20 protein-coding genes are annotated in these 23,426 nt (G+C 67.2%); 13 read left to right on the top strand and 7 right to left on the bottom strand.

Annotated features, from left to right (window positions below):
• Nucleotides 1–17 precede the first annotated feature (17 nt).
• From PSEEN_RS13120 to PSEEN_RS13085, 8 genes are all read left to right on the top strand, one after another.
• A complete protein-coding gene (locus PSEEN_RS13120; RefSeq protein WP_011534003.1) occupies nt 18–1,823 on the top strand; it encodes a DUF2341 domain-containing protein in 1,806 nt (601 codons plus the stop codon).
• A 10-nt stretch (nt 1,824–1,833) separates the two neighbouring features.
• Nucleotides 1,834–2,259, top strand: coding sequence for an ExbD/TolR family protein (locus PSEEN_RS13115; RefSeq protein WP_011534002.1), 426 nt, complete (start codon nt 1,834–1,836; stop codon nt 2,257–2,259).
• A gap of 8 nt (nt 2,260–2,267) precedes the next feature.
• Nucleotides 2,268–2,951 carry an energy transducer TonB family protein gene (locus tag PSEEN_RS13110; protein WP_044488105.1) on the top strand — a complete coding sequence of 228 codons (684 nt, stop codon included), beginning with the start codon at nt 2,268–2,270 and terminating at the stop codon, nt 2,949–2,951.
• A 38-nt stretch (nt 2,952–2,989) separates the two neighbouring features.
• Nucleotides 2,990–4,690: a putative porin gene (locus PSEEN_RS13105; protein ID WP_011534000.1), complete on the top strand. Its 1,701-nt coding sequence runs from the start codon at nt 2,990–2,992 to the stop codon at nt 4,688–4,690.
• Nucleotides 4,691–4,705: 15 nt separating this feature from the next.
• The gene (locus PSEEN_RS13100) at nt 4,706–5,353 is read left to right on the top strand and encodes a hypothetical protein (RefSeq protein WP_011533999.1); all 648 of its coding nucleotides are present in this window, start codon (nt 4,706–4,708) and stop codon (nt 5,351–5,353) included.
• A gap of 29 nt (nt 5,354–5,382) precedes the next feature.
• Nucleotides 5,383–5,847, top strand: a complete 465-nt coding sequence (locus PSEEN_RS13095) for a YbjN domain-containing protein (RefSeq protein WP_011533998.1) — start codon at nt 5,383–5,385, stop codon at nt 5,845–5,847.
• Nucleotides 5,844–6,800: a peptidylprolyl isomerase gene (locus tag PSEEN_RS13090; RefSeq protein WP_011533997.1), complete on the top strand. Its 957-nt coding sequence runs from the start codon at nt 5,844–5,846 to the stop codon at nt 6,798–6,800. The genes PSEEN_RS13095 and PSEEN_RS13090 overlap by 4 nt, the downstream gene beginning before the upstream one ends.
• A gap of 93 nt (nt 6,801–6,893) precedes the next feature.
• The gene (locus tag PSEEN_RS13085; RefSeq protein ID WP_162042921.1) at nt 6,894–7,817 is read left to right on the top strand and encodes a LysR family transcriptional regulator; all 924 of its coding nucleotides are present in this window, start codon (nt 6,894–6,896) and stop codon (nt 7,815–7,817) included.
• An 85-nt stretch (nt 7,818–7,902) separates the two neighbouring features.
• Here the strand turns inward: PSEEN_RS13085 and alkB are convergent, their stop codons facing one another.
• From alkB to PSEEN_RS13060, 5 genes are all read right to left on the bottom strand, one after another.
• Entirely contained in the window at nt 7,903–8,547 is a 645-nt protein-coding gene (alkB, locus tag PSEEN_RS13080; RefSeq protein WP_011533995.1) for a DNA oxidative demethylase AlkB, read from the bottom strand.
• A 178-nt stretch (nt 8,548–8,725) separates the two neighbouring features.
• On the bottom strand, nt 8,726–10,171 hold the full coding sequence (locus PSEEN_RS13075) for a curlin (RefSeq protein ID WP_011533994.1): 1,446 nt from the start codon (nt 10,169–10,171) through the stop codon (nt 8,726–8,728).
• Nucleotides 10,172–10,190: 19 nt separating this feature from the next.
• Nucleotides 10,191–10,661, bottom strand: a complete 471-nt coding sequence (locus PSEEN_RS13070; protein ID WP_011533993.1) for a curlin — start codon at nt 10,659–10,661, stop codon at nt 10,191–10,193.
• 15 nt (nt 10,662–10,676) lie between these two features.
• Nucleotides 10,677–12,917, bottom strand: a complete 2,241-nt coding sequence (locus PSEEN_RS13065) for an Ig-like domain-containing protein (protein ID WP_011533992.1) — start codon at nt 12,915–12,917, stop codon at nt 10,677–10,679.
• A 20-nt stretch (nt 12,918–12,937) separates the two neighbouring features.
• Nucleotides 12,938–14,284, bottom strand: a complete 1,347-nt coding sequence (locus PSEEN_RS13060) for a hypothetical protein (RefSeq protein WP_011533991.1) — start codon at nt 14,282–14,284, stop codon at nt 12,938–12,940.
• Between the two features lie 458 nt (nt 14,285–14,742).
• Between PSEEN_RS13060 and PSEEN_RS13055 the strand changes: the two genes are divergently transcribed.
• The 4 genes from PSEEN_RS13055 to qhpG are packed head-to-tail and all read left to right on the top strand — an operon-like array spanning nt 14,743 to nt 20,360.
• Nucleotides 14,743–16,656, top strand: coding sequence for a sigma-54-dependent Fis family transcriptional regulator (locus tag PSEEN_RS13055; RefSeq protein WP_011533990.1), 1,914 nt, complete (start codon nt 14,743–14,745; stop codon nt 16,654–16,656).
• A 3-nt stretch (nt 16,657–16,659) separates the two neighbouring features.
• Entirely contained in the window at nt 16,660–18,387 is a 1,728-nt protein-coding gene (locus PSEEN_RS13050; RefSeq protein ID WP_011533989.1) for an ABC transporter ATP-binding protein, read from the top strand.
• Complete coding sequence (qhpE, locus tag PSEEN_RS13045; protein WP_011533988.1) at nt 18,377–19,048, top strand: subtilisin-like serine protease QhpE; 672 nt, start codon at nt 18,377–18,379, stop codon at nt 19,046–19,048. Before PSEEN_RS13050 ends, qhpE begins: the two co-directional genes overlap by 11 nt.
• Nucleotides 19,041–20,360 (top strand): flavin-dependent monooxygenase QhpG, encoded by a 1,320-nt coding sequence (gene qhpG, locus PSEEN_RS13040; protein WP_044488103.1) that lies wholly within the window; start codon nt 19,041–19,043, stop codon nt 20,358–20,360. The genes qhpE and qhpG overlap by 8 nt, the downstream gene beginning before the upstream one ends.
• 85 nt (nt 20,361–20,445) lie before the next feature.
• Here qhpG and PSEEN_RS13035 read toward each other — a convergent pair whose 3' ends face one another.
• Nucleotides 20,446–21,234 (bottom strand): formate/nitrite transporter family protein, encoded by a 789-nt coding sequence (locus tag PSEEN_RS13035; protein ID WP_011533986.1) that lies wholly within the window; start codon nt 21,232–21,234, stop codon nt 20,446–20,448.
• A 309-nt stretch (nt 21,235–21,543) separates the two neighbouring features.
• Between PSEEN_RS13035 and PSEEN_RS13030 the strand changes: the two genes are divergently transcribed.
• The gene (locus PSEEN_RS13030) at nt 21,544–22,482 is read left to right on the top strand and encodes a Dyp-type peroxidase (RefSeq protein ID WP_011533985.1); all 939 of its coding nucleotides are present in this window, start codon (nt 21,544–21,546) and stop codon (nt 22,480–22,482) included.
• Nucleotides 22,483–22,509: 27 nt separating this feature from the next.
• Here PSEEN_RS13030 and PSEEN_RS13025 read toward each other — a convergent pair whose 3' ends face one another.
• On the bottom strand, nt 22,510–23,340 hold the full coding sequence (locus PSEEN_RS13025; RefSeq protein ID WP_011533984.1) for an alpha/beta fold hydrolase: 831 nt from the start codon (nt 23,338–23,340) through the stop codon (nt 22,510–22,512).
• Nucleotides 23,341–23,426 lie beyond the last annotated feature (86 nt).

The raw sequence follows: 23,426 nt of genomic DNA, 5'->3' as shown, positions 1-23,426 counted from the left end.
CGCCCTGGAGAGCCCTCATGCAACGCCTGATATTGACCCTGCTGCTGTGCCTGGGCTTCGCCCTGCCGGGCAGCGCCAGCGCCTGGTGGCAGGACGACTGGCTGTACCGCAAGCAGATTGCCGTGGACACCACCCCGCAAGGCGCAGGCCTGACCCAGGCGCTGGGCCGCACTGCTTTGCTGGTGCGCCTGCACACCGGCAACTTCACCTTCGATGGTGTCAGCGAGACCGGCGCGGACATTCGCTTCGTCGGCGCCGACGACAAGACCGTGCTCAACCACCATATCGAGCAGTTCGACCCGCTGATGGGCATGGCCCTGATCTGGGTCGACGTGCCGCGCATCGAGCCCGGCCAGCGCCAGGACCTGTGGATGTACTACGGCAACGCCAAGGCCCAGGCCGCCAACGGCCAGCCCAGCTTCGACGCCGACTACACCGCGCTGTACCACTTCGACGGCACCAGCCCGCGCGATGCCAGCCCTTACGGCAATCAACTGCAAGGCCAGGCCGTGGCGGTCGACGGTGTAATCGGCCGGGCCATTCAGCTCGGCGGCCAGGCCCTGCAACTACCGGCCAGTGCTTCGCTGCAATTGCCGGCCAGCGCGGCCTTCACCTTCAGCACCTGGCTGCGCCAGGACCAGGCGGTGGGCGAACAGCTGCTGCTGGCCCGGCGCGAGGCGGGGCACAGCTTGCTGCTGGGCCTGGCCCAGGGCGTGGCCTTTGTCGAGGTGGATGGCCAGCGCGTCAGCGCCAACCAGGCGCTGACGGCCGGCCAGTGGCAGCACCTGGCCCTGGTGGGCGAGGGTGGCAGCCTGAGCCTGCTGGTCGATGGCCAGCCTGTGGCCCGCCTGGCTGCCAGCCTGGCGGCATTCACTGGCGCGGTGGGCATCGGTGGCGACCTGCCCGCCAGCGAAGGCACGCCTGCCAGCGGCTTCGCCCCCTTCGTCGGCGCGCTGGATGAGCTGCGCATCTCCCGCGTGGCTCGCAGCCAGGCCAGCCTGCAAGCGGATGCGCTGGCCCAGGGCGCCGAGTCGCGCCTGGTGGCCTATGGCGCCGATGAAGAGCAGTCGGGCTTCGGCTTCGGCAGCCTGGGCTTCCTGCTCAAGGCGGTGCCGGTCGATGCCTGGGTGATCATCGCCGTGCTGGTGCTGATGATGGTGCAGTCGTGGGTGATCATGCTGCGCAAGCAGCGCGCCCTGAGCCGGGTCACCGCGGCCAACGCGCAGTTCCGCGAACACTTCGCCACGGTGGGCACGCGCCTTGAGCAGTTCGCCGACGACCAAGGCCTGCACCAACGGTTGCAGGGCTCGTCGCTGTGGCGCCTGTACCTGGTGGCGGTACAGGAGCTGCGCACCCGCCGCGCCCAAGGCGCGGACACCACCTTGGTGTCCGCCGCCACCATCGAGGCGATCCGCTGCTCCATGGACGGCGTGCGCACCCGCGAGAACCAGGTGCTTTCAGCCAAACTCTCGACCCTGTCCAACGCCATTGCCGGGGGCCCCTACATCGGCCTGCTGGGCACCGTGCTGGGGATCATGGTGGTGTTCCTCGGCACGGCCATGGCCGGTGACGTGAACATCAACGCCATCGCCCCGGGCATGGCCGCCGCGCTGCTGGCCACCGCCATGGGCTTGTTCGTCGCGATTCCCGCGCTGTTCGGCTACAACCGCCTGACCACGCGCAATCGCGAGGTTGGCGCCGACATGCGGGTGTTCGTCGACGAGTTCATCACCCGCCTGGCCGAGCTGCATGGCGAAGGGCAGGCCGGCGAAGCGGCGCAGCGCCCCCAGGGCCGTGCCGTCAGCCCGTCGGTCCCGGCGTGAGGAGGCAGCCATGGCATCCGTGAACAACGCCCATGACGACGACGCCGACGCCGCGGTGGACAGCATCAACATCACCCCGCTGGTGGACGTGCTGATGGTGGTGCTGGTGATGTTCATCCTCACCGCCACCGCCCAGGTGTCGGGCATCCAGGTGCAGCTGCCCAAGGCCAGCGCCTCGGTGTCGCTGGCCCAGCCCAAGACCAAGGCGATCTCGATCAACGACGCAGGCCAGGTGTTTCTCGACGCCTACCCGGTGACCTTGCAGGAGCTGGAGGACCGCCTGCGCAGCGAGAAGGCGCGCAACCCGGACTTCCCGCTGATCGTGCGCGGCGACGCCGGCGTGCAGTACCAGAAGGTGGTCGAGGTGCTCGACCTGCTGCGCCGCCTCGAACTGGCCCAGGTCGGGCTGGTTACCGGCAAGCCGAACCAGGGGTGAGGGCAGGCATGGAACGTACAGCCAACCCCCGCCGCCCGCTGACCTGGGCCGTGCTCGCCGTGGCGGGCGCGGGCCTGGCCTGGCTGCTGTGGCAGTGGGCCAACGACATGGCCGGGGTGCGCCGCGAGGCGCCCAAGGTGCCGGCGATCATCCCGTTGCCGCCGCCCCCACCGCCACCGCCGCCACCGCCGCCCGAGCCACCGAAAGAGCCCGAGCCACCGGTCGAGGAGAAGATCGTCGAGCCGCAACCGGTGCCCGAGGCCGAGGAGGTCAAGCCGGCCGAGGACGCGCCGGACCCCGCCCAGGACCTGGCCGAACCGATGCAGATGGACGGCGACGCACAGGCGGGGGGTGACAGCTTCAACGTCGGCGCCGGCAAGGGCGGCGGCATGGCCGGTGGCGGCGGTGGGGGCTTGGGCAACGGCACCTACAGCCAGTACCTGGCCTACGCCTTCCAGCGCCTGCTGCGCGACAACCCCGAGCTGCGCAACCTGGTGTTCAACCTGCAGGCCGAGATCTGGCTCAGCGCCGCCGGCGAGATCACCCGCGTCGAGCTGCTGCGCGGCAGCGGCGAGCCCGAGGTGGACGCCCAGGTGGTCGCCGCCTTGCGTGCGGCGCCGGCCCTCGACCAGCGCCCGCCCGCCAGCCTGACGTTGCCGGTGAAGATCGCCCTGCAGGGGCGCCGGCCATGAACAACGAAGCACGACTGACCCACAGGAGTTGCAAACCCATGAAGTGCCCAGTGAACCGATTGACCCTGGCGCTCGGCCTGCTGGCCGCCGCCACCGCGGTCGGTCCGGCCGTCGCCCACGCCGCGCCGTCGGAGAACGCGACCGTCAACCTGATCCGCCTGCTGGTGGAGCAGGGCGTGCTCAAGCAGGACAAGGCCGACGCGCTGATCGCCCAGGCCGAGCGCGAGGCCCAGCAGGCCCGCGCCGCCACCAGCGCCGCGCCGATCGTCGCCCAGGCCCCGGCGGCCAATGGCGAAGTACGGGTGCAATACGTGCCGGCCATCGTTCGCCAGCAGATCCGCGATGAGATCAAGGCCGAGGTGATGAACACCGCCAAGCAGGAGAACTGGGCCGCGCCCAACACACTCCCCGACTGGGCTTCGCGCATCAGCTTCGACGGTGACCTGCGCCTGCGCGGCGAGTCGCGCTACTACGCCGATGGCAACAGCAACGAGATCGTCGATTTCGCCAAGCTCAACGAAAAGGGGCCCTACGACGTCAATCCCAACAGCAGTTCCAGCCTGCCGCCGTTGCTCAACACGCGGGAAGATCGCGACAGCATCTTGCGTCTGCGCGCACGCTTCGGCCTCAAGGCGCAGCTGGCCGAGAACTGGGTGGCGGGCATCCGCATCGCCACCGGTTCGAACAACAACCCGGTATCGACCACCCAGAACCTGGGCGGCGGCTTCGGCAAGAAGGACCTGTGGCTCGACCAGGGCTATGTGAGCTGGAGCCCGAGCGAGCGCTTGACCCTGACCGGCGGGCGCATCGCCAACCCGTTCATGTCCACCGATATCCTGTACTCCCACGACCTCAACTTCGACGGCGTGGCGGCGATCTTCGACCAGCCGCTGAACCGCGACCTCAGCCTGTTCGGCACCGTCGGCGCGTTCCCGGTGCAGTACAGCGACGACAGCGCCAGCAGCAACGGTTTCGACAAGGAAGACAGCGAGAACAAGTGGCTGTACGGCGCCCAGCTCGGCGCCAAGTGGGCGATCAACGACCACCACCGACTCAAGGGCGCCATGGCCTACTACCGCTTCGACGATATCGCAGGCCAGCGCTCCAGCCCCTGCGCACCGTGGAACGGCCAACCGGGCTGCGACAGCGACGAAACCCGGCCGACCTTCATGCAGAAGGGCAACACCCTGTTCCTGCTGCGCGACATCACACCCAACCCGGCCAACCCGGCGGCCACGCCGCAGCCGCAGTTCGTGGGGATCGCCTCGGAGTTCGACCTGCTCGACCTGAACCTGGTGTGGGACGCCGACCTGCCCCACGACTTCAAGCTGCGCAGCCAGGCCAACTACGTCCACAACCTGGCCTACGACGAGGGCGACATGCGCAAGCGCGCGGCCGGCCAGCTGGCCAACAACGTCGACGAGAACGGCAACATCAAGAGCGGCAGTGATGCCTGGATGTTCCAGTTCACCCTGGGCAATGCCCTGGACATGCGCAAGGCGGGCGACTGGAACCTGTTTGCCGGCTACAAGCGCATCGAGCCCGACGCGCTGCCGGACGGTTTCAACGATTCCAGCTTCCACTTGGGTGGCACCAACGCCAAGGGCTACTTCCTCGGCGGCAACTACGGCCTGGCCGACAACGTCTACGCCACAGCCCGTTGGTTGAGCAGCGAAGCCGTCTACGGCGCGCCGTTTGATATCGATGTGCTACAACTTGAAGTCAACACGCGGTTCTAGGGAAGGAGCACGGGCATGAACAAGGGAGCCTATCGCCGTCGTTGCACCTGGCTGATGCTGGCCCTGGGCGCGAGCCTGGCGGCCTCGGTGTCGGCCGACACCCTCGAGGAACGCCTGCGCGCCCAGCTGCGCAGCACCACCCAGCAATTGCAGGCCCTGCAGAGCGAGCAGGCCCAGGCCAGCGCCGCCCGCCAGGCCGCCGAGCAGCAACGTGACGCCGCCCAGGCGCAGGTGCGTGAGCTGACCGCGCAGCTGGCCAAGGCGCGCGGCCAGAGCGAGCAACTGGCCGGCCAGCAGCAAGCCATGCACAGCCAGGCCCAGGCGCTGGTGGCCAGCAGCAACGAGCAACTGCACAAGTACAAGCAAGCCTACGAAGACCTGCTGGGCATGGCCCGTGGCAAGGAAGGCGAGCGCGCCGCGCTGCAGGCCCAACTGACCGAACGTGACGGCCAGGTGAGCCAGTGCCAGGCGCGCAACCAGCAGATGTACGGGGTGGCCAAGGAGATGCTGGCCGCCTACGAGAAGGTCGATATCGCCGATGTCATGAAGATGCACCAGCCCTTCGCTGGCGGCGCCCGGGTACGCTTCGAGGAGCTGGCCCAGGCTTACGGCGATCGACTCTACGAAAGCCAGTTCGATGCCCCCAAGGGCGTCAACCCGTGACGATTCAACCACCACAAGGAAGGCAAGACATGACCGAAGTCACCCTGATCGAAACCGTGAGCGCCGATTCTCTCACCAAGCTGTTGCAGGACGCCGGCTGCCGGGTCAACCGCAGCGAGCAGAATGCCGTGGTGCAGTTGCTCAGTGCCAGCCAGGGCGTGGGCTATGCCGTACGTTTCGGCAATCGTGCACAGGGGCAGGAGGGCGAGTTCCTCGATTTCACCTTCAGTTGCGCCCTGCGTATCCAGGGCGAGCTGCCGGCGGGGCTGGCCGAGCGCTGGAACGCTTCGCGGCGCTTTGCGCGCCTGTCGGTGCAAGGCGAGTTCCTGGTGATGGAAAAGGATGTGGTGGTCGCCGATGGCGTCAGCGAGAAGCACCTGCTGGGCAGCCTGCTGCTGTGGGATCGCCTGCTGCAGGAGTTCATCGTCTACCTGCGCGACTACAGCCGCAACGTCGCTGAGCAGACCGGCAGCGAAGCGGTGAGCGCCTCGTGACGGCGCGTGCGCTCTGGGCCGGCGCTGGCGCGCTGGCCCTGGTCGCGGTGGCGGTCGCCCTGGCCTTGCGCCCGGGTGACCAGCCGGTGGCGGCGGCGCGCCCGGCGGCATCGGCCCTCCAGACTGCGATCGACAGTGGCCCGACCCTGGCCCGGCTGGGTGAGCAGCAGGTCGGCAGCGGCGAGCTCAAGGCGTTGTTCGCCCAGCTGCCCGAGGAGGCCCGCGTCAGCCTGCGCGGTGACCGGCCGGCACTGGAAGCCTGGATCCGCGCACGCCTGGCGGAAAAGGCGCTGTACCAGCAGGCCGAAGCCCAGGGGTGGCTGCAACGCCCGGACATCCAGGCCCAGACCCGTGCCGCCACCGAGCAGATCGTGCTGCGCGACTACCTCGAATCGGTGAGCAAGGTGCCCGACGACTACCCCAGCGATGCCGAGCTCAAGCAAGCCTACGAGGCCGGCAAGGCCGGCTTGCAGTTGCCGGCGCGCTACCGCCTGAGCCAGATTTTCCTGCGGGTGGAGAACCCCAAGGATGACGAGGCCGTGCGCAAGCAGGCCCAGGCGCTGGCCAAGCAGGCGCAGGCCAGCGACGCCGACTTCGCCGCCCTGGCCCGCGAGCACTCGCAAGATGCCGGCACGGCCGCCAACGGCGGTGACACGGGTTTGCAGGCCTTGGCCCAGCTGTTGCCGGAGGTGCGCGGCGTGGTCTCCAGGCTCAAGGCAGGTACGGTCAGCGAACCGGTGCAGAGCGCAGCGGGCTATCACATCGTCAAGCTGGTCGAGCAGCAACCGGCCCGCGCGGCGACGTTCGACGAAGTTGCGCCGCGCCTGCGCCAGTTGTTGCGCGCCCAGCGCCAGGAGCAGGTGGCCAAGGCCTACGTCGAGGGCATGTTCGACAGCGCCACCCTGAGCATCGATGGCGCAGCGTTGAACCAGGTGTTGGAGAGCAGCCGCTAGACCCATCATGGAAAAACCGGGCCCGGGCGTCGGGCCCGTGGGAGGCAAGGGATGCCGATCGACCTGTCCCGGGGGCGAGCCCCGGAATCCGCCGTGCCCGTCGTTCGCCCGCAGGTGCCGTTGGCCCTGGACGAACAGACCCTGGACTGCTTTGTGATCACCGCCCGTTGCGGCTGCTTCATGCAGGCGGCGCGGCGGCTGAATCTCAAACCAGTGGCGCTGCGCAAGCGCCTGGCCGTGCTGGAGGCGCGGTTGGGCTATGGCCTGTTCATCAACCGCAACAACACGCCGGTACTCAGCCAGCAAGGCGAGCGGTTGCTGCTGGCCTTGCAGGCGCGTGAGCCCAATGAGCCGGCGCCCGCGCGCGCGCAGATCTCGCCAGTTCGCCTTGCGGTGACTGAGCCGCTGCTTCAGGACTTGCTGGGGCGCAGCCTGATCAACCTGGTGCGCCAACACGCGGGGATGCGCCTTGAAGTGGTCACCCTCGATGGCCGCCAGAGCCCGGGCCAGGAGGTCGACGTGGCGCTTTGGTTGGGTGATCTGCGCGCCCCCGATTTGTTTGAAATGCCTGCCGAGGCCCTGGCCACCCTCGAGTACCTGCCGCACATTGCCAAGCGCTATGTGCGTGAAGCGAATCGTCCGGGCAGCTTGGCGGACCTGCAGGACTACATGTTGGTGCAATGGCAGGGAGAGGAGGGCGTTGCCGCGCTTGCCCAGTGGCAGGCCCTGCTTGCAGGCCGGGCTGCGGGGGTGACGTGCATCCAGGGTTATGAGATGTACTGCCAGTTGATCAAGTGCAGTGCCAGCGTTGGCCTGTTGCCGCATTACGCGGGGCATCTGGACCGTGGCTTGCTGGCCTTGCCGGGGTTGTTCCAGGCGCCGATGCGGCGGCGGGTGTGGTTGGCGGTCAATGCCGACACCGAGGGTGATCCGCTGGTGCAGGTAATGGCTGGGGCGATCCGGGCGGCGTTCGATGAGCGCCGGGAGTGGTTCAAGGACGCCGCCATCCCCCTGTAGGAGCCAGCCTTGCTGGCGAAGGGGGCCCCGACAAGGCTGCGCCTTGTTTCGCCAGCAAGGCTGGCTCCTACAGGGAGCTGTGCCGCTATCCGGCCTTGCGCAGGGTCAGGTTGATGCGCCGCTCACCCAGGCGAGGGTGCACACCGGGCTTGATCGGCAATACCCCGTGAAAGCGCAGGCGATCTTCGCCGCCCCACACCAGCACGTCCCCGTGGTTCAGGGGGATGCGCTGGGTGCGGTCACTTCGCTGCAGGCCGCCAAACAGAAACACGGCCGGCAGCCCCAGTGAAATCGACACGATCGGGTGGCCATAGTCCTGTTCGTCGCGGTCCTGATGCAGGCTCAGGCGTGTTTCAGGCACGTAGTGGTTGACCAGGCAGGCGTCGGGCACGAAGCCCTCGAATCCGGCGACCGCCGCTGCCTGGCTGGCCAGGTTCAGCAGAACCGCTGGCAGGGCGGGCCACGGCTGGCCGGTTTTCGGGTCGGTGGGGATATAGCGGTAGCCGCGTTCGTCGCTGACCCAGCCCAGCGCGCCGCAGTTGGTCAGGGCGACCGCCATGCGCTGGCCGCCGGGCGTGTGCATGTGGCGAAACGGCGCGGCGCGCAGGATCGGGCGCAGGGCGTCCAGCAGCGGCTCGATGTCCTTCAGGGCGAAGCCGGGCAGCAGCACGGTGTGGCTGGCCAGGCGTTGCGGCTGAGGACCGAACAGGTCGAGGTCGGACTGGATCATGGTCTGGAGGATTGGCTGGGTTGGGCGATTGTATAGCGGGTGGTTGAAAACCTGTAGGAGCGGATTCATCCGCGAGCGGCGCTCGATCCCAAGACCGCTGCAACGCGCCCGACGAACCCTGTGAAGAAAGAACCGCAGCACCAGGAAACCCGGGCACTGCGGTCCAAGGGGGAGAAGATCACTGCTGCGTAACAGTCGCCATGTTGGTATTGCCGAACTGGGTAATGGTCGCTGTCTGACTGGCCCCGCTCTGGTCGACAAACGCCTGGTTGCCATTACCGCCCTGGGTCACATAGGCGACATTGACCCCGTCGGCCTGCTTCACGGTCGCCTGGTTGCCACTGCCATAGAGCTGGTAGGTGAAGCTCTGGTTGCCACTGCCCGATTGATCCAGGGTCACGGTGCCGCCATTGCCGGCTGCCACGCCCTCGGCATAGTTCCCGCTGCCCCGCTGGTCGGCGATCAGCAGGTTGTCGCTGCCGTTCTGCTCGAAGTACAGCTCGTTGTTGCTGTCGGCCTGTTTGGTCTCCATCTGGTTGCGGTTGCCGTTCTGGTTCAAGCGGGCCAGTTGGCTGCTGCCTTTCTGCTCGAAGTTGACACTGTTGCCATTGCCCGCCTGGTTGACCACCGCCCGTTGGCTGTCGCCGAACTGCCCGCCAGACTTATCGCCCTTCCAGTTGCTGGCCATGATCTTGTTGCCGTTGCCTGTGGTATCGATGCTCAGGCTGTGGTTGTCGCCGGTCTGGTAGGTGAAGTGCAGGTTGTTGTTGCCAGTCTGGCTGATGCTGGTCACCGACTGGTTGCTCTCGAACTGGTCCGACCAGCTGGCGTTGGCCCGCCCATTCTGGCTCAGGCTGGCACTGTTGCCCTGGCCGAAACTCTGGTCGATGTAACCCTCGTTGAGCTGCCCGGTCTGGTAGACGTTGGCCTGGCTGGCGGCCTGGTTGTCCTGCCATACCTCCACCGAGTGCCCGGTGCCGTACTGGCTGATGCCGATGGTGCCGCCCAGGCCGTCGCGCTGGTCGCCGTAGGCCCAGTTCTGCTTGCCGTCCTGGTAGATGGCGATATCGCCGTTGTTGTGGGTCAGGTGCTCGGCGGCCGCCTGGTTGTCGCTGCCGGCCTGCATGACCAGGCTCTTGTTGTTGCTGCCGCCGAACAACTGCTCGACGGTGGCGTCGTTGCGCTGGCCCGACTGCAAGGTGGTGGCCTGGCTGCCCAGCTGGGTGTCCTGCCAGATGATCGAATGATTGCCCGTGCCGTCCTGCACCTGCAGGGCCTGGTTGTTCTCGCCCACCGACTGGCTGGCGAAGGCGTCGTTGAGGGTGCCGCCGGCCTGCTGGGTGATCTGGCTGCCGTTTTCGAACAACTGCTCGGCGTAGCCGGCGTTGAACGCGCCGCTGGCGCCTTGCTGGATGTGGCTGGTGCTGCTGTCCTGCACGGCCATGTGGTTGTGGTCGTGGCCGGTCTGGTCCTGGGTGGCCGAGGCGAACGGCGCCAGGGTCTGTTTCACTTCGGCGATGTTCTTGTTGCCCTGCTGGTTCTGGGTCGAGCTGCTGTCGGCGGCCATGGCCTGGCCGGCCAGGGCCAGGACAATGGCGGCGCTCAGGGGGGCGAGCTTGTTCATGGTGGTGCCTCCAGGTCTGCTAACGGTATTGGGTGATGTGGATGTGCTGGCCATTGCCGGCCTGGGTCACGCTGCTGTTCAGCCCCGTGCCGCGCTGGTCGATGGTGGCGCTGTTCTGGTTGCCGATCTGCTCGATGGCGGCGCTGTTGCCGCTGCCGCTCTGGCGGATCGTCGCGCTGTTGCCGTAGCCCTGCTGGCTGATCGTGGCCATCAGGTCGCTGCCTTCCTGCAGGATGTAGGCTTCCTGCGCGCCCCCGGCCTGGACGATGCGGCCCAGCAGGGCCTGGCCGTTCTGGTCGAGGGCCGCGCGGTTGCCGTTGCCCTGTTGTTCGATCACTGCCGCCTGGCCACTGCCCACCGGCAGCAGGCGCACCAGCAGCGGCTCGCCGAGGTCGTTGCCGGCTGCGAGGTCGGCGTTGTCCATCAGGTCGTCGGCGTGTGCCTGGCCGATGAGGGCCAGGCACAGCAACAGGGTGGGCAGGCGTGGCATGGCGTTCTCCCTGGCCTATTGCACGGTCACGTTGACGGTGCGCGTGGTGCCCTGGCTGCTGGTCACCGTCGCCGTCGGGTTGGCGGTCGGAATCGCCGTGGTGCTGTTGCTCACCGCCAGGCGCCAGCGGCCGGTCACCGGCACGGTGGTGGTGCCCAGGGTTTGCACGCCGGTGGTGGTGGTCACCCGCACCGTGATGGTGTTGCCTGTGGTCACCGACGAAGTGCCGCTGATGTCCCAGTTGTAGCGGTTGTTCGAGCGCGCCGTGACCGTGGCCGCGGTGACCGCGAAGGTCTCCTGGGCGGGCCGTGGCGACACCTGCACGGTGACCGTGCCGGGGCTGGACAACGCACCGAGGGCATCCCGGGCGACGTAGCTGAAGCTGGTGGTGAATGCCGCGGTGACCGTGGCCGGTGGCGTGTAGGTGATCACGCTGCCGTCGGTACTGACGGTGCCGCGACCGGCCGGGGTCGGCTGGGTGACGCTGGCGATGGCCAGCGGCAGGTTGCCTTCCGGGTCGGTGTCGTTGGCCAGGGCGTTGATGGTCAGTGGCACGCCGAGGGTGGCGGCGCTGTCGGCCACCGCGGTCGGCGGCTGGTTGGGCGCCACGTTGACGGTCACCGTCGCCGGGGTCGACTTCAGGCCCTTGGCGTCCATGGCACGGTAGCTGAAGGTGGCTACCAGCGGCGTGGTGGCTCCGGCTGGTGGGGTGTAGGTCACCGCGGTGGTGCCGTTCAGCACCACGCCACCCAGGCCGGTACCGGGCTGGGTGAGGTCGCTGATGCTCAGCGGCACATTGCCATCGGGATCACTGTCGTTGGCCAGCAGGTTGAGGGTGATGGGCACCCCGACACTGGTGGCGCCGCTGTCGGCCTGGGCCACGGGTGGCTGGTTGGCGGCTTGCACCGGGGCGTTGCCAACCACCACCACAGGTTCCACGTCCATGCCGCCGTGGGCGGACTTGACGGTGATGCTGGCCGGCGGCTGGGCCAGGTCGTTGACCGTCAGGCTCTGCTGCACACCAGACTTGGACATGCGGCCGAAGCCCTGTACCAGCAGGTCGGGCACCAGCACTTCGTCGCTGGAACGGGCTTCGATCAGTAACCGTTTGGTGGCCCAGTCGTAGCGTGCGTTGGTGACCCGCACTGCATCGCTGAGTTTGCTCGACAGTGCCGTCGGGCGTGTGGTGCCGGTGGGGTCGCTGGCGGTGACCACCACCACCGACGGCGGTACCGCCTGGCTCAGCTGTTGGCTGAAGAACAACCCGTTGTTGTCGGCGAGCAGGCTGAACTGGCACGGAGAGGGCGGCGAGCCGACCAGTGCCAGGCCATTGCGCAGGCACAGGCTGGCGTTGTTCGGGGCCTTGGCGAACACCTCGACGCGGGTACCGGCGCCATTGCGTTGGTAGGTGGCGCGTTCGAGTTGCACCGGGGTCTGCAGGCGGGCGTCGAGGACTTTGCCGGAGACCGTGAAGACATTGGTCTGGATCGTCCCGGCCGGCCCCTGGATGCGCACGAAGTTGGTGTTGTTCGGGCTGCCGGTCACCGCTTCGGTGATGTTCGGGTCGCCGATGAAGGTCTCGGTGGCGCCGGTGTCGGGGTTGACCGCGGTATAAGGGCCGCCGACCCCGCGCAGGAATGGGCCGAGGTTGCCGTTCAGCGCGCCGCTGAAGTTGCCGGGGGCGCCGATGCCGATGTCGCGGGTGATGTTGATGGCGCGGCGGCCCACCTGGTTGGCGGCGACGGTGACGGTCTCCACGCCGTAGGGGTGGGTGATGGTGTAGGTGCCGGCTTGCGGTATCGAGGCGCGGATGCGAATGCGGGCGAAGCTCTGCTGGTCGCCGTCGACCGGGTTTTCGGCGGCGAAGGCCGCTTCCAGTCCGGCGACATAGACCTCCAGCTCATAGCCGCTGTTGCCCACCGCCGGGATCTCGGTCTCGGCGAGGAACCAGAACATCTCCGGCGGCCAGTTGTCGGGGAACACCAGCGGCAGGGCATCGTCATAGACGCCGGGCTCGGGCAGCAGGGTGCACAGATAGGCCGGCGCCCCGGGCGCACCCGGGGCACGGGTGCTGGTGGCGCGCGACTGGCACAGCTCCAGCGACAGGTTGGTGGCGTCCTTGTACCACATGGGGTAGCCCCCGGTGGCGAAGGTGTAGGGGCCCGGGTCGACCTCGGTCAGCGCGGCCCAGGCGGCGCTGCTCACGGAGAGGGTGAAACCGGCGGCGCACAGCGCCCGGCGTGACCAGATGTTCATGCTGCCTCCCAGGAATCTGTTCATGGCACCAGCACCACGTCTTCGCTGTCGCTGCCGCCGTTGGCGCTGGTGACCTGCACCTTGGCCGGCGGAATGGGCGACAGCCCGGTGGTCAGTGTTTTCACCGCGCCGTTGCCGCTCAGGCTGCCGATCAGGGTGCCGTTGCCGGTGCGGGCGGTGAGCGCGGGCGGGCTGGTCTCGTCGCTGCTGCTGGCCACCAGGGTCAGCTGGCCGCTGGCCAGGCTGTACTCGGCGCGGCTGATCACCACCAGGTCGGTCAGCGGCATTGGCGCCGTGGTCGGCGTGCTGCTGGCGATGGCCAGGCTGTTGTCGGCGGTCACCTGCAGGGTCAGCGGCAGGGTCGGGTTGAGCACCGACTGTGCGTACCAGGCGCCGGTGCCGTTGGCTTCAGCCAGGGGCAGCGCCGGGTTCTGGCTGGACAGCGTCACCGTGGCCGGCGCCGGGGGCGCCATCACGAACACGTCCTGCTGGGCGCGCAGGTCGCCGTTCTCGGTGTGCCGCGAATAGGTGCTGCGCTGCGGGATCAGCGGGGTGGGGCGGGTGACCGTGGACAGCTTGCCGGACACCGCGAACAGTTCGGTGCGCAGGTCCAGGCCATTGGGGCCCTCGATGCGCACGAAGTTGGTGTTGAACGGGCTGCCGGTGACCGGCTCCGACAGGTTCGGGTCGCCGACGAAGCGCTCGCTCGCGCCGTTAGTGGGGTTGGTTTCGGTATAGGGGCCGTTGACGCTGCGCAGGAACGGCCCGATATCGCCTTTGAGTGCGCCGGTATGGTCGCCCGGCGAGCCGATGCCGATATCTCGGGTCATGTTGATCGCCCGGCGCCCCGGGGTCTGTACGTCGAACACCTCCACGCCATAGGGGTGGGTGATCACGTAGGTGCCGGCCACCGGCACATCGACGCGGATGCGCACCCGGGCGAAGCTGACCTGGTCGCCATCCACCGGCTCTTCGGCGCTGAACGCCGCCTCGATGGCCGAGACGTAGCCCAGGTCGATGCCGCGGGCGGCTTCGACGAGCGCGGCGTCGGCGGTGAACCAGAACGCTTCGTCGGGGAAGTTGCTGGGGAAGACGATGGGCTGGGTGTCGTCGAACACCCCGGGGGTGGGCAGCAGCGTGCACATGTACGACGGCGCGCCGGGGGCACCGGCCACCCGCGAGCTCACGGCCTTGGTCAGGCACAGGTCGAGGGTGCGGCCATGGCTGTCCTGGAACCAGGCCGGGAACTTGCCGTTGGGTAGGGTGTAGGGCCCGCTGTCGACCGCGTACAGCGCAGCCTGGGCCGGGAGCTGGAGCAGGCCGGCGAAGATCGCCACGGCCAGCGGATGGGGTTTGGGTCGGTGCATGACTCGCTTCCTCCTGCGAACGGGCCCAGGGGATGGGGCGTCTGGGGAGGGATCGGCAACAGTTGTGCCAGGTTTTTGGCAGGCTTTATCAGAGGCTCTGGGACAAGGGTTTCAGTGGTCTGTTGAATGTTCGTGGCTGGTAGTGCAGGTGGGCGGGTAGACCCAGCATTGGGGAATGGGGCTAGTGTCCGTGGATAGTTTTCTTGCGCCTGTGAGACCGAGCGCCGTCTACGCGGCGCATCGCGGATGAATCCGCTCCTACAGGTTTGTTTCGGGCCTGCCATGCACCGATGTAGGAGCGGATTTATCCGCGATGCGCCGCGCGGGCGGCGCCCGATCGCATGGCCAACGCGACTCTTGCGACATGCACCTGATGACGCCCGAACATTTCTGACGCACACTGCCGAAAAAACCGATGCCCGTTGCCCGGCCTGACCCGGGCACAACTGGAGCACGCAATGGCGCGACAAACACCCATAACAACCGCCCATGACCCGTTGCACGAATCTCGCCAGGCCCGCCTGCGGCTGGCCAGCGAGGGCGAGTTGCCCTCGGGCGTGCTGCGCGACGAAATCGACGCCTCCTGGCGTCGCAGCCTCGGCCATGGCCTGGACTGCCTGCAAGGCGAGCAGGTGGGCCTGGGCATTCGCCATGGCCTGGACCTGGGCGCGCTGCTCGAACACAACCGCCTGCTGATCGACGCGGTCACCCCCGAACTGGACTACCTGGTCAAGCGCCAGGGCAAGAGTGGCATCGTCATCCTCGGCGATGCCCAGGCCAACGTGCTGGCCATCGAGGGCCAGAAACACGTGCTGCAACGCGAGGGCCTGCGTGACCTGCACCCCGGCAGCTGTTGGAGCGAGGCGCTGCGCGGCACCAACGCCATCGGCACGGCGGTGGTCGCAGGCCAGCCGACCCTGATCAACTGCGGCGAGCACTACCTCGACAGGCTCAGCCCGTTTTCCTGCACGTCGGTGCCGCTTCGCGACCCGCATGGCGAGGTGATCGGCGTGCTCGACGTGACCCGTGAAGGGGTGATGGCGCAACCCCAGGACAACCTGTCCACCTTGCTGCTGGCCGCCGGCAATATCGAGAGCCGGTTGTTCGCGCTGTATCACCCCGAGCACCTGGTGCTGGCCTTCCATTGCCGACCCCAGTACCTGGCCAGCGCCTGGCAGGGGCTGCTGGCCTTGAGCCTGGAGGGCGAAGTGCTGGCCGCCAACGACAATGCCTGCCAGCTGTTGCAGGTGGCGCGCCCGGCACTGCTCGGGCGCCGCTGCAGCGACCTGATGGGCGAGCGCTCGCCAGCCTTCATCGCCCGCCTCTGGCAGGGCGGGACGAGCAGCGTGCAGACCGCCAAGGGCGAGTTCTTCTTCCGTGCCCTGCAGTTGCCTCGCCATGGCCAGGTCAACGGCACGGCAATGCCCGGCAAACCGCCCACGCCACCGAAAACCCAAGCGCTGGAGGCCCTGGCCGGTGGCGACGCACGCCTGGCCCGGGCCCTGCGCATGGCCCGTCAGGGGCTGGCCAACGGCCTGCCGGTGTTGCTGTTGGGCGAGACTGGCACCGGCAAGGAGGTGGCGGCCCGTGCCCTCCACCAGGCCGGCCCGAGGGCCGACAAACCCTTTGTCGCGGTCAACTGCGCGGCGATTCCTGAAGGCCTGATCGAGTCTGAGCTGTTCGGCTACCGCGAGGGCGCTTTCACCGGCTCACGTCGCGGCGGCATGGTCGGTCGGTTGGCGCAGGCCCATGGCGGCACCTTGTTCCTCGACGAGATCGGCGACATGCCACTGGCCTTGCAAGCCCGTCTGCTGCGAGTGTTGCAGGAGCGCCGGGTGGCACCCCTGGGGGCAGGCGACGAACAGGAGATCGACGTGGCGCTGATCTGCGCCACTCACCGCGACCTCAAGCGCCTGGTCAGCGAACAACAGTTCCGCGAAGACCTCTACTACCGTGTCAACGGCGTCTCCCTGCGCCTGCCGGCCCTGCGCGAGCGCGACGACCTGAGGGCGATCATCCAGGGCCTGCTGGACAAGTCCGGCGCTCGCGGCGTCAGCCTGGACACTCCCCTGGCCACATTGCTCGAAGGCTTCGACTGGCCGGGCAATATCCGCCAGCTGGAGATGGTCATGCGCACGGCGTTGGCGATGCGCGAAGACAACGAGCAGGTGCTGACCCTCGACCACCTCACCGACTGCCTGCTCGACGAACTGGCCAGCGGCACGCCGCCGTCCGGCAGCCTGCGTGACAGCGAGCTGGAGCAGATCCGCGGCGCCCTGGCCCGGCACCAGGGCAATGTCTCGGCCGCCGCCCAGGCGCTGGGGATCAGCCGTGCGACCCTGTATCGCAAGCTCAAGCAATTGCGGGGTTGAGCGATGGGAGGATTGTTCTCGCGGCTGATCGAGTCGAGCGACCCTGCGCTGATGCGCCAGGCGCTGGCCTGGCTGTACGGCTTCGTACGGCCGCAACGGCGGGCCATCGGCGTGCTGCTGGCGTTGTCTTTCACGGCAACGTTGCTGGCGCTGGTGCAGCCCTGGCTGGTCAAGACCCTGATCGATGAAGGGCTGCTGGCCCGCGACTACCAGATGCTCTGGCACATGGCGGCGATCATGATCGCCGCCGGCCTGTTCGGCACGCTGCTGTCAGGTCTCAACCGCTACCTGCACACCCGGCTGTCCGGGCGCATCCTGTTCGCCCTGCGTGACGACCTGTACCGGCACCTGCAGCAACTGTCGCCGACCTTCTACGGCCAACGTCGCACCGGCGACATCCTGTCGCGGCTGGATGGCGATGTCGCCGAGATCCAGCGTTTCGCCGTGGACTCGCTGTTCTCGGCGGTGTCGGCGCTGATCGGGCTGGTGGGCGCGGTCGCCCTGATGCTGATGCTGTCCTGGCAGCTCTCGTTGCTGCTGGCCTTGTTGATCCCGCTGGAGGTGTTGTGGCTGCGCTGGATGCGGCGCAAGGTCGAACGGGAAGTGCGCAGCCTGCGCGAGCGCTCGGCGGATGTCTCGTCGTTCCTGGTCGAGACCCTGCCGGCGATGAAGTTCATCCAGGCGTCCGGCCAGCAACCGCGTGAGGCCGAGCGCCTGGAGGGCCTGGGGCAGGGCTACATGAGCCAGCTGCTCAAGGTGCAGCTCACCGAGTTCCTGACCCAGGCGATACCCGGCACGCTGACGTCCTGGTGCCGTGCCTGCGCCTTTCTGATCGGTGGTTGGTGGGTGATCCAGGGCACCTGGCAGCTGGGTGCCCTGATCGCGTTCTCCACCTACCTGGGCATGGCTGTGGGGCCGGTGCAGAGCCTGCTGGGGTTGTATGTCGCGGTGCAGCGCATGGCCGTCAGCCTGGGGCGGGTCATGGAGTTCAAGCGAGAGCCGCTGGCGGTGCGGGAAACCGCCGCGCCGCGACCTATCGCCGATGGCCCCGGCGAGCTGCGCCTGGAACGTGTGCGGTTCGTCCACGACCAGCGCCAGGGCGGCGTGCTCCAGGGCGTCGACGTGCGCCTGCCGGGTGGCCTCAAAATCGCCATCAGCGGCGCCTCGGGCGTCGGCAAGTCAACCCTGATCGACCTGCTGCAACGGTTCTACGACCCCCAGGAGGGGCGCATCCTGCTCGATGGCATAGACCTGCGCGAGCTTGACCTGCAAGCCCTGCGGCGGCGCATCGCCGTGGTCAGCCAGGACATCGTGCTGTTCCGTGGCACCCTGGCCCACAACCTGGCCTACAGCACCCCGCAGGCCACCCGCGCACAACTGCTGGACGTGGTGCGCCTGACCCGCCTGGACAGCTTGCTGGAAAGCCTGCCGCTGGGTTTGGATGGGCTGCTGGGCGAACGCGGCCAGCAACTGTCAGGTGGGCAGAAACAGCGCATCGCCATCGCCCGCGCGCTGCTGCAACAGCCGGCGATCCTGGTGCTCGACGAGGCCACTTCGGCGGTGGACGAGGCCACCGAACGCGAAGTGATCGCCGCCATCGACCAGCTGTTCGCCGGCCGCACGCGAATCCTCATCAGCCACCGCGCCTCGACCCTGGCCGATGCCGACCTGCACCTGGAACTGCGTGACGGCCTGCTGCTTGCCAAGGAGCCCATCGACAATGCCCCGTGAGCTGCGCATTGGCGTGGTCGACAGCGGTTGCCTGGTGGGGCAGTCGTTGTTCGCCGCACGACGGTTCTGGCTGGAAGACGGCCTGCTTCAGGAAGGTGAGGCCCAGCCGGATGCGCTCGGCCATGGCAGCGCCGTGCTCGAACGCATTCGCGCCGAAGCCGGCGCAGTCCCTTTGATGATGGCGCAGGTCTTTACCCAACAATGGAGCACCAGCGCCCTGCAGGTGGCCGCAGCGCTGCTGTGGCTGGTGGAGGAGGGCGCGAGCGTGATCAACCTGAGCCTGGGGCTGCACCAGGACCGCCCGGTGCTGCGCCAGGCCTGTGCCGCCGCCCAGGCAGCCGGCGTGCTGCTCTGTGCATCGAGCCCGGCCCGGGGTGCGGCGGTTTATCCGGCCAGCTATCCCGGTGTGGTACGGGTGACGGGCGATGCGCGTTGCGCGCCCGGCCAATGGTCGTGGCTGGGCACCGCCCAGGCCGACTTCGGCGCCTTTGTCGGTACGCAGGATGGCGCGGGCGCGAGCCAGGCCTGTGCCGCATTGTCCGGGCGCATCGCGGCGTTGTTGCACGACAGGCCAGGGCTCGACCGTGTCGCGCTGTTTCAATGGCTGAAAGCCCATGCGGCGTTCAGTGGCCCTGAGCGAAAGGGGCTGGCGGATGAGTGAGCAATCTATCCTTGTGCTTGGCGCAGGACCTGCTGGCGCGGCGACAGCATTGGGCCTGCGACGCTTGGGCTACCCGGTGACGGTGGTGTCCGACTGGCGTCGCTTCGCCGCGGTCGAAGGCGTTTCGCCACGGGTCCTGGAGGGCTTGCGCCATGCCGGCCTCGGCGCCGCTTTGGCGCAGACCACCACTCCGGCCGAACGGCAGGTGCACTGGAATGGCGAGCAACTGCGGCTGAACCAGGAGTTCCTGCTCGACCGCCAGCGGTTCGACCAGGCCCTGCGTGATGATTTGCACCGTGTGGGTGTCACGCTGATCGAGGGCCGGGTTCGCGAAGTGCTCCTTGAGGCAGGCCCCCAGGTGCGCCTGGACGACGGCCAGGTGCTGTACGCCGATTTCCTGGTCGAGGCCCGCGGCCGCCAGGCGCCGCTGGCCAACGGGCGGGTGCGCGGCCCGGAGACGGTGAGCCTGCTCAATGGCTGGCAAGCCGCGCCCGGCTTGCCAGCGTCGGCGGTGGAAAGCCTGGACGACGGCTGGGCGTGGATGGCGCGCCTGGCTGATGGTCGCTGCTACTGGCAGGTCACCCTGGACGCGGCGACGGCCGAGTTGCCGGGCAAGGCGGCGCTGGCTGACCACTGCGCCGAGCGTCGGCGGCGTTCGGCGCTGGTTGCCCAGCTGTTCGATGAGCAGGCCTTGCTGCCGGCCAGCGTTCATGCGCGCAGCAGCACGGCGATCCTGGCGGGCGACTGCTGTGGCAAGGATTGGTTGCGGGTAGGCGATGCGGCGATGGCGGTTGATCCGTTGTCGGGCAACGGGATCTTCCAGTCGCTGTCGTCGGCCTTGCAGGCGCCTGTGGTGATCAACACGTTGCTTCAGTGTCCTGAGCGTGCCGAATTGGCGCGGCGTTTCCATCAATCGCGCATCGAACAACTGTTCATGCGTTTTGCCAGGATTGGCCGGGACTTCCATGCCCAGGAGCGATCACGGGCTGATGCGCCGTTCTGGGCACGGCGCAGTGCCTGGCCGGACACGCAGCCGATCCATGTGCCGGCGAACTGGGACAGTGTGCGGGTCGAGCATCGGCCGGTGTTGCGTGACGCGCTGGTGGAGGAGGCGCAGGTGGTGGTGACGGCGGACCAGCCGCTGGGAATCTGGCACCTGCAGGGCATCGAGTTGGCGCCGGTGGTACGGGCCGTCAAGGCTGGGCAAGGCATGGACAACTGCCTGGTTGCCTATTCTGAACAGCAGCGCTCGATGCTCAAGCGCTGGTTGGCCGAGCAGGGCCTCGGTATTGCGGTTGATCACGCCCCGTAGGAGCCGGCTTGCCGGCGAACACCGGCCAAGCCGGTGCCAGGCACCGCGTTGTCTGGTTCGCCGGCAAGCCGGCTCCTACAGAGGGTCAATTCAGCGCTTGTTGTTCCTGGGTCGGGATGGCGTAGGAAATGTAATAGGCCAGGCCCACGAAGATCGCCCCACCCACCGCATTGCCCAGGAACACCGCCACCAGGTTCTGCACCAGCTGGCCCCAGCTCAGGTACCCGGCGAAGATCGCCGCCGGAATCAGGAACATGTTCGCCACCACGTGCTGGAAGCCGATGGCGACGAAGGCCATGATCGGGAACCAGATCCCGAGGATCTTGCCGCTGACTTCGCGGCTGGCGTACGACAACCACACCGCCAGGCACACCAGCCAGTTGCAACCGATGCCGGAAATGAAGGCATGCAGGAAGTCGGCGCTGACCTTGCTGGTCGCCGCCGCGAGGGTCTTGCTCAGGTAGGGCCCTTCGGCCAGCCCCAGCAGGTGCCCGAAGCAATAGGCCACGAACAGCGCGCCCAGCAGGTTGGCCAAGGTCACCAGCAGCCAGTTGCGGGCGACTGCGCCGAGGCGGATGCGCCCGGCGAACATCGCTAGCGGCAGGCTCATCATGTTGCCGGTCAACAGCTCACCGCCCGCCAGGATCACCAGGATCAGGCCGATGGGGAACACGGCGGCGCCCAGCAGGTTGCCGAACGACGCCCAGGGTGCCGGAATCATCGTGCTGACATGGATCGCCAGCAGGAACCCGAGGGAGATGAACGCACCCGCCAGGAAACCCAGGATCAGGGTCGCTCGGGTGGGGAGGTGGGCCTTCTTGGCACCGGCTTCGATGACCAGTTCAGTGATCTGGGAGGGGGCATTGACAGACATTTCAACAACTCGGACGCAGGGACACAGGCACGGTCGATGGGTAGGCCGTGGGTCGTATTTATAAGGGGCAGGAACAGCTCAGGTACGGGCAGGCGGACTTGGCGGTAACTTCAGCAAGCGTCGCTCATTATCTGGGGCAAATTGACGCAGTCAAATCGATAGGCTGGATCGACCGATAGATGTCATCTATGAGGGCATTGTTCGAGGATAAACTGTGCTATACCACACAGGCCGTGATGTTATTCCGCTAGTTGTCTTGCTAGCAATAACATGACTTCACATGAGCCTGCATTAGAAGGTGCGCATTATATGGACGACAACGCAACAGAGCCCCAGGCGGTCGACAGCCCGATTACCCGTAGCGCGATCTTCCTGGTGGCCACGCTCAACCCCGACGATGCCAGCCGCGACCGCGTGCGAGGGCTGTGTGGCGATATCGCCGCCCTGGTGCGTTCCGTGGGCAAGCGTGTGCCCTCGGGCAATCTTTCCTGTGTCATCGGCTTCGCCGACAGGGTATGGGAAGGGCTATTCGGGCTACCGAAACCCGCTGGGTTGCACGGTTTCCGGGAGTTCGGCGAGGGCGAGCGCCTTGCCGTCGCCACGCCGGGCGATCTGCTGCTGCACATTCGGGCCGAGCATATGGACCTGTGTTTCGAACTGGCGTCACAACTGATCAAGCGCTTGGGGGCGGCGGTGACCGTGGTCGATGAGGTCCAGGGTTTCCGTTATTTCGACATGCGCAGCATCATCGGCTTCGTCGATGGCACCGAGAACCCGGGCTCGCGGGAAGTGGAGAAGTTCACTCTGGTCGGCAATGAAGACCCTGAATTTACGGGCGGCAGTTATGTACTGGTGCAGAAGTACCTGCATGACATGGCGGGCTGGGAGAAGTTGTCCACCACCGAGCAGGAACTCATTATCGGCCGTACCAAGTTGTCTGATATCGAATTGGACGATGATGTGAAGCCAAGTTGGTCGCACAGTTCGCTGACCACCCTCGAAGAGGGCGGCAAGGAGATCAAGATACTGCGCGACAACATGCCATTCGGCCGCCCGGGTGCCGGTGAGTTCGGTACTTATTTCATCGGTTATGCCCGCTCGCCCGCACCCATCGAGCAGATGCTGGAGAACATGTTCGTCGGCAAGCCACCGGGCAACTACGACCGCCTGCTCGACTACAGCCGGGCGGTCACCGGTGGCTTGTTCTTCGTGCCGTCGGTGGATTTTTTCGAACGGTTCGGCGAATAGGGGCGAGCAGCGCCCGCCCCAAGTCGTTCAACTGCGGATGAACGCCAGCAGGTCGGCGTTTATGACGTCGGCATTGGTGGTGGGCATGCCATGGGGGAAGCCGGCGTAGGTTTTCAGCGTGCCGTTGGGCAGCAGCTTGGCGGACAGCGGCCCGGAGTTTTCGTAAGGCACGATCTGGTCGTCATCACCGTGCATCACCAGCACCGGGATCGTCACTTTCTTCAGGCTTTCGGTGAAGTCGGTCTGGGAGAAGGCGACGATGCCGTCGTAGTGGGCAATGGCGCAGCCCATCATGCCCTGGCGCCACCAGTTGAGCACCACGCCCTGGTCTGCCTTGGCGCCCGGGCGGTTGTAGCCGTAGAACGGGCCGGCCGGGATATCGTGGTAGAACTGCGCCCGGTTGGCCTTGAGCTGGGCCTGCAGGCCATCGAACACCGACTTGTCGAGCCCGCCCGGGTTGCTGGCGGTTTTCACCATGATCGGGGGGACGGCGCTGATGATGGCGGCTTTCTTGACCGGGTCCTCGGTGTGCCGGGCAATGTAGTGGATGACCTCGCCGCCACCGGTCGAGTGCCCCACGTGGATGGCGCCTTGCACGCCCAAATGCTGCACCACCGCCGCCACGTCATCAGCGTAGTGGTCCATGTCGTGGCCGTTCCACACCTGGCTGGAGCGCCCGTGCCCGCGTCGGTCATGGGCGATGACGCGGTAGCCCTGGGCGAGGAAGAACAGCATCTGCGCATCCCAGTCGTCGGCGCTCAATGGCCAGCCGTGGTGGAAGAAGATGGCCTGGGCATCGCGGGGGCCCCAGTCTTTGTAGAAGATCTCGACACCTTCTTTTGTCGTGACGTATCCCATTTCGCTTCTCCTGTTCAAGGTCTGCGGACTACACATGTGGTGCGGGGCCACTTGGCCACGCCGCCACTGTAGGATTAAAGTGCGCT

The organism is Pseudomonas entomophila L48, assembly GCF_000026105.1.
Lineage (GTDB): Bacteria > Pseudomonadota > Gammaproteobacteria > Pseudomonadales > Pseudomonadaceae > Aquipseudomonas > Aquipseudomonas entomophila.
The sequence above is the reverse complement of the archived record's forward strand: the minus strand, read 5'-3'. Positions and strand labels throughout refer to the sequence as shown.

Bases quoted from the DNA above. Each gene is read 5' to 3' on its own strand.
- PSEEN_RS13050 (WP_011533989.1), top strand. From the start codon at position 16,660: ATGGGAGGATTGTTCTCGCGGCTGATCGAGTCGAGCGACCCTGCGCTG.
- qhpG (WP_044488103.1), top strand. From the start codon at position 19,041: ATGAGTGAGCAATCTATCCTTGTGCTTGGCGCAGGACCTGCTGGCGCG.
- PSEEN_RS13105 (WP_011534000.1), top strand. From the start codon at position 2,990: ATGAAGTGCCCAGTGAACCGATTGACCCTGGCGCTCGGCCTGCTGGCC.
- PSEEN_RS13110 (WP_044488105.1), top strand. From the start codon at position 2,268: ATGGAACGTACAGCCAACCCCCGCCGCCCGCTGACCTGGGCCGTGCTC.
- PSEEN_RS13100 (WP_011533999.1), top strand. From the start codon at position 4,706: ATGAACAAGGGAGCCTATCGCCGTCGTTGCACCTGGCTGATGCTGGCC.
- PSEEN_RS13065 (WP_011533992.1), bottom strand. From the start codon at position 12,917: ATGAACATCTGGTCACGCCGGGCGCTGTGCGCCGCCGGTTTCACCCTC.
- PSEEN_RS13095 (WP_011533998.1), top strand. From the start codon at position 5,383: ATGACCGAAGTCACCCTGATCGAAACCGTGAGCGCCGATTCTCTCACC.
- PSEEN_RS13030 (WP_011533985.1), top strand. From the start codon at position 21,544: ATGGACGACAACGCAACAGAGCCCCAGGCGGTCGACAGCCCGATTACC.
- qhpE (WP_011533988.1), top strand. From the start codon at position 18,377: ATGCCCCGTGAGCTGCGCATTGGCGTGGTCGACAGCGGTTGCCTGGTG.
- PSEEN_RS13115 (WP_011534002.1), top strand. From the start codon at position 1,834: ATGGCATCCGTGAACAACGCCCATGACGACGACGCCGACGCCGCGGTG.
- PSEEN_RS13055 (WP_011533990.1), top strand. From the start codon at position 14,743: ATGGCGCGACAAACACCCATAACAACCGCCCATGACCCGTTGCACGAA.
- PSEEN_RS13025 (WP_011533984.1), bottom strand. From the start codon at position 23,340: ATGGGATACGTCACGACAAAAGAAGGTGTCGAGATCTTCTACAAAGAC.
- PSEEN_RS13060 (WP_011533991.1), bottom strand. From the start codon at position 14,284: ATGCACCGACCCAAACCCCATCCGCTGGCCGTGGCGATCTTCGCCGGC.
- alkB (WP_011533995.1), bottom strand. From the start codon at position 8,547: ATGATCCAGTCCGACCTCGACCTGTTCGGTCCTCAGCCGCAACGCCTG.
- PSEEN_RS13070 (WP_011533993.1), bottom strand. From the start codon at position 10,661: ATGCCACGCCTGCCCACCCTGTTGCTGTGCCTGGCCCTCATCGGCCAG.
- PSEEN_RS13075 (WP_011533994.1), bottom strand. From the start codon at position 10,171: ATGAACAAGCTCGCCCCCCTGAGCGCCGCCATTGTCCTGGCCCTGGCC.
- PSEEN_RS13120 (WP_011534003.1), top strand. From the start codon at position 18: ATGCAACGCCTGATATTGACCCTGCTGCTGTGCCTGGGCTTCGCCCTG.
- PSEEN_RS13035 (WP_011533986.1), bottom strand. From the start codon at position 21,234: ATGTCTGTCAATGCCCCCTCCCAGATCACTGAACTGGTCATCGAAGCC.